Source organism: Nocardia sp. NPDC055053 (genome assembly GCF_053608285.1).
Genome location: NZ_JBSGVD010000023.1, coordinates 103,065 through 111,277 on the forward strand (window position 1 = coordinate 103,065; position 8,213 = coordinate 111,277).

Sequence of the window (8,213 nt, forward strand, 5' to 3'; positions counted from 1 at the left end):
ACTCATATGGGAAGAGTGCCGGAACGGTGGGCGAGGCCCGCTGGTCCGGCGGACAGGCGGGAATGACGATGACAGCGTTCGATGCCGGAGTGCTGATCCTGCGGGTGTGCCTCGGGCTGACCATGGCCGCGCACGGATACGGCAAGATCTTCGCGGGCGGCCGGATCCCGGGCACGGCCCGCTGGTTCGACAGCATCGGGATGCGCCCGGGCGCGGTGCACGCCCGCCTGGCCGCCGGTGCCGAGATCGGTGCGGGACTCGCCCTGGCACTGGGCGTCGCGACGCCGTTCGCGGCGGCCGGGTTCGTCGCCCTGATGGTGGTGGCCGCGTGGACGGTGCATCGCGCGCACGGATTCTTCATCGTCGGCAACGGCTGGGAGTACAACCTGGTGCTCGCGGTGGCCGCGATCGGTGTGGCGACCCTCGGCCCGGGTCTGCTGAGCATCGATGGCCTGCTCCTCGGCAGCGAACAGGTCGATGGCTGGTGGGGTTTCGGCATCGCTGCCGGGGTGGGCCTGGCGGCCGGCGCGGGCCAGCTCGCGCTGTTCTACCGGCCGCCTGCGGCGACACCGTCCTGACCCGCCGGATGTCGGCTGCGCGCTCTCAGGTGGACGACCGTACCTCCGCCAGACTCGCCGCCGCGATCTCGCGCAGGCCGTCGTGAATGGCGCCGTCACTGCTCAGCGGCGCCAGCACGCAGGCGTGCACGGCGTCGAGCTCGCTCACCCCGGCCGCGACGAGCCGCGCGGCTGCCACGAGTACCCGGGTCGAGGGTGGCTCGAAATGGAAGACGCCGTCGGCCTTGCGGATCGCGACCGCGCACCCGACCAGTCGCCGGGCCACCGCCGGATCGACCGCGGTCTCGGCGGTCAGCAGCTCGGCCTCGCGATCCGGTGGCAGGTAGTCCATGGCGATGGTGACGAACCGTTGCCGGAACGAGGGTTTGAGTTCCTTGAGTGAACTGCGGTAGGCGGGGTTGTAGGAACAGACGAGCATGAACGGATCTGGCGCGGCCACGACTTCGTCCGCGCGATCCAGGAACAGGGTGCGCCGGTGGTCGGTGAGCGCGTGCAGGACAGCGAGCGAGTCGTGCCGGGCCTCGACCACCTCGTCCAGGTAGCAGATCGCCCCGGACTTCACGGCCCGGGTGAGCGGGCCGTCGGTCCAGCGGACGTCACCGCCGGTGACCATGAACCGGCCGACCAAGTCCGAACTGGTCAGGTCGTCGTGGCAGCTGATCGTCACGACCGGCCTGCCGAGCAGTCTGCCCATGTGTTCGACGAAACGGGTCTTGCCGCACCCGGTGGGTCCGGTGAGCATCACCGGCAGTCGCTGGCGATGTGCACCCTCGAACAGGGGCACCTCGATGCCGCCGGCGAAGTACGGATCTGGGTTCATTCGGCTACCAACTCTCGATGGATCTGGGCCAGGGCCCTTGGCAATTCGTCGACCCGACCGATGCGGCGGGACCGCCGGGGCCCGAAGACCTCAGGCAGGGGGTCGACCCGGGTCGGGCCGACCCCGAGGTAGAAGACCCGGACCCCGGCGTCCTCGGCTTCTTCCACGGCATGGGCGACATCGGCCCAGGCGTACCGTCCTTCGTAGCCTTCGTCCGACATCAGCCCGTCGCCGATGACGATCAGCAGTCTGCGCTGAGACGGCTGATCGACCAGCCGGGCGGTCAGGTGGCGCAGGGGAGCGCCGAGCCGGGTGTAGCCCCCAGTGACCAATCCCAGGCTGCCCGGGTCGACGAAATGCGGGTCCTGGAAATCCTTGAGGCAGTCCACCTGCACCCGGTGCCGGGTGTTGCCGGTGAACACGAAGATGCCGTGTCGCTCCCTGGCCAGGGTCATCGCCCGCGACAGGGCGTCCGCGCAGTCGAGTTCGAGCCGGAAGACCTGCCCGCCGCGCACGCTGAGCGAGGAACTGCCGTCCAGCAGCAGGGCGGTACTGACATCGCGGGACGTGTGCGCCAGTTCGCGGAAGATCCGCGGCTGCGGCGCCCGGCCGGTGCCCGCGTCGGCGACATAGGCTACGTAGCGGTCGATGTCGATATCGGATCCGTCCTCGAGCCCGGTACGCATCGCGCGGTGGGTGTTGTGTTCGAACCAGCGCCGGACATCGCCCGAGACGGCGGTGACCGGGGTGGTGCGGGTGGGCAGCTTGCGTTCCAGCACGGCGACATGGTCGGGCAGGAACGCACCGGTCCAGCGGTTCCACTCCGGATAGGGGATACCGGCGCGCTGGTCGGCCCGGATCTCGACGTCGTCGTCCTCCGGTCTGCTCGGCGGGGGCAGGTTCGCGTTGCGCGCACCGCCGTCCCCGCCGACCGGGACCGTCAGCGGGCGGTAGGAGTCACTGCGCGCCGAGGTCCACGGCATCCGGGCATACACCCGGCGCACGGCCGAGGCCAGGGCGCCGCGTCCGACCGCACCCGACGGCAGCGTGCCGAGCAACGAATGCGTCGCGAGTACCTGCCGGGTCCCGGCCAGTTCGAGTGCCCGATCGAGCATCCGGCCACCGTCGAGGTCTTCCTCGTGCAACTCCAGATGTGTCAGCACTCTGCGTAATTCAGGGAGCAGGCCCGGTAGCCGGGCACCGACCCAGGCGGCGGCGACACCGCCTTCGACCAGTGACAGCGCCGCCCGCTGCCGCGGCGACAACTCGTGCAGCGCAAACTCGGCGATCCGGTCTTTGGACGGCGAACACTGCAGTGCGACACCGCAGGTCAGGGTCGTGCGAGTCCAGTCGGCGTCGATCGGCGGGTACGGGACGTGCACGATGCGACGTCCCGCGCTCAGACCGAATCCCCGGTGTTCGCCGGTCATCAGACGCACATCGGTGCGACGGCGTTCGGAGAAGGCCACCGCGGTCACCGCGCAGCTGCGCTCGATCGCGGATGCCCGTGCGGGATCCATCGGTCAGTCTCTCGCGACGGCCGTGCGGTCGGTCGCGAAGTCGACGGTCGCGAAGTTGACGGTGGCCAGCGCCGCGAGGCTGTCGTCGGGGCCGCCGTACACCTCGACCTGCACGACAATCGAGCGTTTGCCCGCGTGCATGACCGTGCACTGCGTGCGCGCCGCGCCGTCGGTGACGGGACGGAAGTAGCGCACACTCAGGTCCGAGGTGACCACACCGGCGTTCGGTGGCCGGTGCTCGAGCGCGACCGTGCCCGCGGCGATGTCGACCAGGGTGGCGATCAGGCCGCCCTGCAGGCCTCCGGAGGTGTTGACCACGTGTGGCGCGACGGGCAGTTCCCAGTTCGGTGTGCCCTGGCTGTCGGTGCTTTTGCGGAAACCGATGTGATCGAGCAGCCCGCTGATGTGGCGAAGGGTTGTCATCATGGCATTCACTCCTGGCCGGTGCCGGAACCGGCGAAATGCGCGCGGACCGCGGACAGATCCGCCTTGCCCGACGGGGTACGGGGGATAGCGTCGACCAGCGCGATATCGGTGGGAATCTCGTAGCGGGCCAAGCGGGTTCGTAGATGAGCGAGCAGGTCGGCGACCTCGGTCCGGCGATCGGGACGCAGTTCGACCATCGCCACCGGGGTCTCGCCGAGGCGTTGGTCGGGCCGGGCTACGACGGCGGCGCCACGCACCGCCGGATGCGCTTCGATGGCCGTGCGCACCTCGTCGGGCATGATCTTGAATCCACCGCGGATGATGGCCTGGTCGGCACGTCCGAGGATCCACAGGAAGCCGTCGGCGTCGATGCGCGCGATGTCGGTGGTGCGGATCCAGTCCGTCCCCGGCCCCAGCTGGCCGGGTATCACCTCGAGCAGTCCCTGGCTGTCCGGGCCGAGTTCGGTGCCGTCGTCCCCGACCACCCGCAAGAGCGCGCCACCGCTGGCCCGTCCGACGCTGCCGCGCTTGGTCCGCCAGAACTGCTGATGGTCGGCCAGCGTCCATCCCGCGACCCCGCCACCGAATTCGGTGGCGGCATACGAGGTCAGGACCGGGACGCCGAACTTCTCCTGGAAGGCATCGGCGTCGGCGGCCGACAGGGGAGCGGTGCCGGAGGTGACCGCCCGGACACCGGCGAGATCATCGGCGGTGAGATCCGAGTGCAGCACCATGCGCAGCGCGGCAGGCACCAGCGACACCGCACCGGGCCGGTGTGCGCGCACCACGGCGGCCCAGCGGTCCAGCTCGAAACGCGGCAGGAAGACGAACGGCCTTGCGGTGAGCACACATTGCAGGATCCGGAACACGCCGCCGATGTGCACCAGCGGGGCATTGACGATCGCGACACCGGTCCGCGGCGCGGTAGGTACCGGATGGCGATCCGGGTCGGCCCCGAACACGCTGCGCCACAACATGTCGTAGGTCAGGTCGACCCGCTTGGGCGGGCCGGTCGTACCGCTGGTCAGCATGCGGACCGCGGTCACCGGTTTCGTCGCCGCCGCACCGGATTTCGCGGGTGTTCGCGCCGATTGTCCATCGAGACCGTCCACTGCCAGGGTGGCGGTGCCGGGATCTACCAGGGCGGCGAGATCGTCGGTGTTGCCGATCACCAGCGGCAGGTCCAAGGCGGTGATGTCGGCGCGGATGCGGTCGTCACCGCGCGCGGGGTTGATCACGACCACCGTGCCGCCCGCGAGCAGGACACCGAGGAACGCGGCCACGTGTTCGGGGCGGTTGCGCAGCAGGATGCCCACCGGCTGTGCCCGCGGTACGTGGTCGGCGGTGCGGTGTGTCGCGGTGGCGAGTTCGCCCCAGGTGAACCAGGTTTCGTCGAACTCGATCGCCCTGGCATCGGGTGCGAGGTCGAGGATCTGCCGGATCCGGGTGCTCAGCGGGTGGTCGTGCGGCTGGGTCATCAGCGGATCCTCGGTTCGATCGGGGTGGCGGGCTTGCTGTCGCGGGCGGCGGCCAGTTCCGCCGTGGCGATCGGATTGCCGAGGCGGGTGTAGACGAGACCGTGCTCCATCGCGGCCCGGTAGGGCTTGTCCAGGGATTCCCAGATCGCGCGCACCGTGCCCTGGGTAGCGGTCGGCGGTTTGGCCGCGATGCCGGCGGCGATGGCGTGTGCGCGCTCCCAGAGCTGTTCGCGGGCAACGATTTCCGAAACCAAACCGATCCGCAGCGCGGTGTCGGCGCAGACCCGCTCGTCATTGCCCATCAGCGCGATGCGCAGGGTCTCGCCGAGACCGACGCGGCGCATGAGCCCGATCGGTTCCAGCGCGCAGACCAGCCCCGCCGAGACATGGGAGTCGAAGAAGGTGGCTTCCTCGGAACAGATCACCACATCGGCTTCGTTGACGAAGTAGAACGCGCCGGCCGTGCACATCCCCTGCACGGCGCACACCACCGGCTTCCACATCTTCTGCCATTTCGGGCTCAGCGCCTCGCCGGGATCCTCATGGTGCCAGATCCCCTCCGGCTGGCCGTAGGGCACCTTGATGTCGAGGCCGGCGGAGAAGGCGCGCGTGCCTGCCGCGCGCAGGACGACGGCGTTCACCGAGTCGTCCAGGCGAATCCGCCGCCAGACCTCGCGCATCTCCTCGCACATGGTGCGGTCGAAGGCGTTGAGCCGGTCCGGGCGGTTGAGCGTCACCGTCGCGACCCGGTCGCGCTCGTCGACCTCGAACAGCACGGTGTCATAGGGGGTGCTCATCGGCACTGCCAGATCGGGTCGCGCTTCTCGACGAAGGCCTGCGGTCCCTCGAGCGCGTCCTCGGTGCGGGTGACCCGCTCCCGGAAGGATTCGGCGAGCATCTCGGCCTCGTGCAGCGGCACCTCCAGGCCCTTGACGATGGCCAGTCGCGTGCCCCGAACAGCCAGGGGCGCATTGGAATTGACGATATCGCCGATCTCGCGCGCGCGTTCGAGCAGGCGGTCGTGCTCGACCACCTCGGTGATCATGCCGAGTTCGTAGGCCCGGTGGGCGCTCATCCGCTCGTGTTTGCCCATCAGGGCCATCCGCAGCGCGACGGTCCGGGGCAGCACCCTGGCCAGGCGCACGACCTCGCGACCGGCGACCAGCCCGATGCTGACGTGCGGATCGAAGAAGGTCGCCCGGTCCGAGGCGATGACGATATCGCCGGTGGTCACCCAGTCCAGCCCGGCGCCGCAGCACAATCCGTTGACCGCGACGATGATCGGCTTGGTCATGGTGCGGAACGGCGGCGTGCCCTCCTGCGGTGCCTCCCACTGCTCGTAGGTCGACAGGTAGGGGCGCTCGTTGACCACCTTGCCGTCGCCCGGTATCTCGCTGACGTCGGCACCGGTGCAGAACGCGCGGCCGGTCCCGGTGACGATCAGCAGCCACACCTTGTCGTCGCGCTCGGCCTCGTCGTAGGCGGCCCGCAGCTCGGTGATCATGTGCGGGCTCAGCGCATTGAGGGCGTGCGGGCGGTCGAGCGTGATGGTGGCCGTGTGCCCGTCGACCTCGTAGCCGATGGTGTCGAACGGCATGCTTGCCTCCTGGAGACGGGGGTAGTGAAACATACTGTTGCATGTACAGTAGACAATACCGTCGGTCTCCCGCCAGGGTGGCCGCGATGCCTCGAGAAGAAAAGAGCTGCGATGGCCGAGCCTGGAACCGTGCCTCCGGACACGGCGCGAACCGACCGCAGGCCGACGGCCCGCTTCGGCGCGGAACCCCTGGCGCAGACCGTCGCCGCGGCCGCGGCACTGCGCCGCGTCATCGGCCTGCTGCTCGCCCTCGAACACCCGCACCCGGCCGTCGACGCGATGCTGTTCGAGCTGTCGGAACGGGAACGTGAGCTCGCCACCGCGGTGCCGCCCGATCCGGCGCCGCGACTCGCCGGCGACCCGACGGACCGGCGGGTGTACCTGAATCACGCCTTCGACATCGGCGCGTTCAATCCCTGCTTCCCCGAGTACGTCTTCGACCACCTCGACACCACGACGGCGCGGGGCCGCATCACCTTTCCCCTCGTCCACGAAGGGCCGCCCGGTCTCGTGCACGGCGGTTTCCTCGGTGTCTTCTTCGACGCCGTGGTCCAGCATCACAGCTGCGCGTCCGGGGTGGCGGGTAAGACGCGCTCGATGGAGGTCACCTACCGCAGGCCGACCCCGATTCTCACCGAACTCGATTTCGACATCGTGCGTGTGCTGAGCGACCGCGAGATCGAATCGACCGCCCGCATCCTGCGCGACGGGCAGCTGCTGTGCTCGGCGGTCGTGCGCACCGTCGCCGTGCCCATCGACGGCCTGCCCACAGCGCGTTTCGGGCCACGTACCACCCATCCCTGACCGCGACCCGTGCGGCCGCCGCCGACCACCCCCCCCAGAAACCCAGGAAGAGATAGCCGATGACCGTGTCCCCTGCCACCGACGGCCGTGTGCTCTACGAGCTCGATCCGGACCGCCGGATCGCCACCATCACCCTGAACAACCCGGCCCAGCGCAACTCCTACGATGCCGCGATGCGCGACGACATCGCCCGCTGTCTGGACCGGGTTGCCGACGACGACGACATCACCGTGGTGCTGCTGCGCGGCGCGGAGCAGGTGTTCAGCACCGGCGCGGATATGAACAACGCCTACGGCTGGTACGGCGAGCGCGCCGCCGCCGACGGTGAGCGCACGGCACCGCGGAGGCCAAGTCAGCGCAGGCGGTTGACCGTGGACCGCAAGTCCTTCGGCTTCTACCACGAGTTCCTCGGTTTTCCGAAGGTCACCGTCGGTGAGATCAGCGGGTACGCGCTCGGCGGCGGGTTCGAGATGGCCCTGATGACCGATATCTCGGTGATCGCCCGCGACACCCGTATCGGCATGCCCGCGGCCCGGTTCCTCGGTCCAGCGCTGGGCAGCCTGCACATGTTCTTCCACCGGCTCGGCCCGGTGCTGGCCCGCCGTCTGCTGTTGACCGGGGACATCGTCGAGGCGGCGAGCGTGGAGCATCTCGGTGTGTTCACCGAGACCTGTGATCCCGCGGCGGTGACCGCGCGGGCTCGCTACTGGGCGGAGAAGGCGGCGAAGATGCCCGCCGACGGCGTCGTCATCGCCAAGGAGGCCTTCCGGATGGTCGAACAGAGCCAGGCTTATCAGGGGGAGGAAGTCGCCAGCTACCTCTTCCACGCCTTCGGTACCAACCTGCAGTTCGCCCCGGGCGAGTTCAACTTCGTCAAGACCCGCGCCGAGCACGGCACGAAGGAAGCATTCCGCTTGCGCGACGCGCACTTCCACGTCGCCGAACCCGACCTGGGCTAGCGCACCGACGGCGAGGCCGGTGCCGGAACTC

At 69.4% G+C, this 8,213-nt stretch carries 9 protein-coding genes; 3 read left to right on the forward strand and 6 right to left on the reverse strand.

Annotation, left to right across the window (positions count from 1 at the left end):
* Positions 1-68: 68 nt before the first annotated feature.
* Positions 69-578 (forward strand): DoxX family protein, encoded by a 510-nt coding sequence (locus ACWF82_RS23200; protein ID WP_452504235.1) that lies wholly within the window; start codon positions 69-71, stop codon positions 576-578.
* A 25-nt stretch (positions 579-603) separates the two neighbouring features.
* On the opposite strand, the gene ACWF82_RS23205 is transcribed toward ACWF82_RS23200, so the two are convergent.
* Genes ACWF82_RS23205 through ACWF82_RS23230 form a run of 6 tightly spaced genes read right to left on the reverse strand, consistent with a single transcriptional unit; the run spans position 604 to position 6,419 of the window.
* Entirely contained in the window at positions 604-1,398 is a 795-nt protein-coding gene (locus ACWF82_RS23205) for an AAA family ATPase (protein WP_452504237.1), read from the reverse strand.
* Positions 1,395-2,918, reverse strand: coding sequence for a MorD protein (locus tag ACWF82_RS23210; protein WP_452504239.1), 1,524 nt, complete (start codon positions 2,916-2,918; stop codon positions 1,395-1,397). Before ACWF82_RS23210 ends, ACWF82_RS23205 begins: the two co-directional genes overlap by 4 nt.
* 3 nt (positions 2,919-2,921) lie before the next feature.
* Positions 2,922-3,344, reverse strand: coding sequence for a PaaI family thioesterase (locus ACWF82_RS23215; protein ID WP_379034661.1), 423 nt, complete (start codon positions 3,342-3,344; stop codon positions 2,922-2,924).
* A gap of 5 nt (positions 3,345-3,349) precedes the next feature.
* Positions 3,350-4,822, reverse strand: coding sequence for a class I adenylate-forming enzyme family protein (locus ACWF82_RS23220; protein ID WP_452504241.1), 1,473 nt, complete (start codon positions 4,820-4,822; stop codon positions 3,350-3,352).
* Positions 4,822-5,619, reverse strand: a complete 798-nt coding sequence (locus ACWF82_RS23225; RefSeq protein ID WP_452504243.1) for an enoyl-CoA hydratase/isomerase family protein — start codon at positions 5,617-5,619, stop codon at positions 4,822-4,824. The genes ACWF82_RS23220 and ACWF82_RS23225 overlap by 1 nt, the downstream gene beginning before the upstream one ends.
* Positions 5,616-6,419 (reverse strand): enoyl-CoA hydratase/isomerase family protein, encoded by an 804-nt coding sequence (locus ACWF82_RS23230; RefSeq protein ID WP_452504246.1) that lies wholly within the window; start codon positions 6,417-6,419, stop codon positions 5,616-5,618. The genes ACWF82_RS23225 and ACWF82_RS23230 overlap by 4 nt, the downstream gene beginning before the upstream one ends.
* 111 nt (positions 6,420-6,530) lie before the next feature.
* Here ACWF82_RS23230 and ACWF82_RS23235 point away from each other — a divergent pair, with 111 nt between their 5' ends.
* Together ACWF82_RS23235 and ACWF82_RS23240 are read left to right on the forward strand one after the other, a co-directional pair.
* Positions 6,531-7,223 carry a hypothetical protein gene (locus ACWF82_RS23235; protein WP_452504248.1) on the forward strand — a complete coding sequence of 231 codons (693 nt, stop codon included), beginning with the start codon at positions 6,531-6,533 and terminating at the stop codon, positions 7,221-7,223.
* Between the two features lie 59 nt (positions 7,224-7,282).
* Positions 7,283-8,182 carry an enoyl-CoA hydratase/isomerase family protein gene (locus ACWF82_RS23240; protein ID WP_452504250.1) on the forward strand — a complete coding sequence of 300 codons (900 nt, stop codon included), beginning with the start codon at positions 7,283-7,285 and terminating at the stop codon, positions 8,180-8,182.
* The last annotated feature ends 31 nt before the right edge of the window (positions 8,183-8,213 follow it).

Excerpts from the sequence above, each read along its gene's own strand:
- ACWF82_RS23200 (WP_452504235.1), top strand. The coding sequence starts at position 69 with ATGACAGCGTTCGATGCCGGAGTGCTGATCCTGCGGGTGTGCCTCGGG.
- ACWF82_RS23205 (WP_452504237.1), bottom strand. The coding sequence starts at position 1,398 with ATGAACCCAGATCCGTACTTCGCCGGCGGCATCGAGGTGCCCCTGTTC.
- ACWF82_RS23210 (WP_452504239.1), bottom strand. The coding sequence starts at position 2,918 with ATGGATCCCGCACGGGCATCCGCGATCGAGCGCAGCTGCGCGGTGACC.
- ACWF82_RS23215 (WP_379034661.1), bottom strand. The coding sequence starts at position 3,344 with ATGATGACAACCCTTCGCCACATCAGCGGGCTGCTCGATCACATCGGT.
- ACWF82_RS23220 (WP_452504241.1), bottom strand. The coding sequence starts at position 4,822 with ATGACCCAGCCGCACGACCACCCGCTGAGCACCCGGATCCGGCAGATC.
- ACWF82_RS23225 (WP_452504243.1), bottom strand. The coding sequence starts at position 5,619 with ATGAGCACCCCCTATGACACCGTGCTGTTCGAGGTCGACGAGCGCGAC.
- ACWF82_RS23230 (WP_452504246.1), bottom strand. The coding sequence starts at position 6,419 with ATGCCGTTCGACACCATCGGCTACGAGGTCGACGGGCACACGGCCACC.
- ACWF82_RS23235 (WP_452504248.1), top strand. The coding sequence starts at position 6,531 with ATGGCCGAGCCTGGAACCGTGCCTCCGGACACGGCGCGAACCGACCGC.
- ACWF82_RS23240 (WP_452504250.1), top strand. The coding sequence starts at position 7,283 with ATGACCGTGTCCCCTGCCACCGACGGCCGTGTGCTCTACGAGCTCGAT.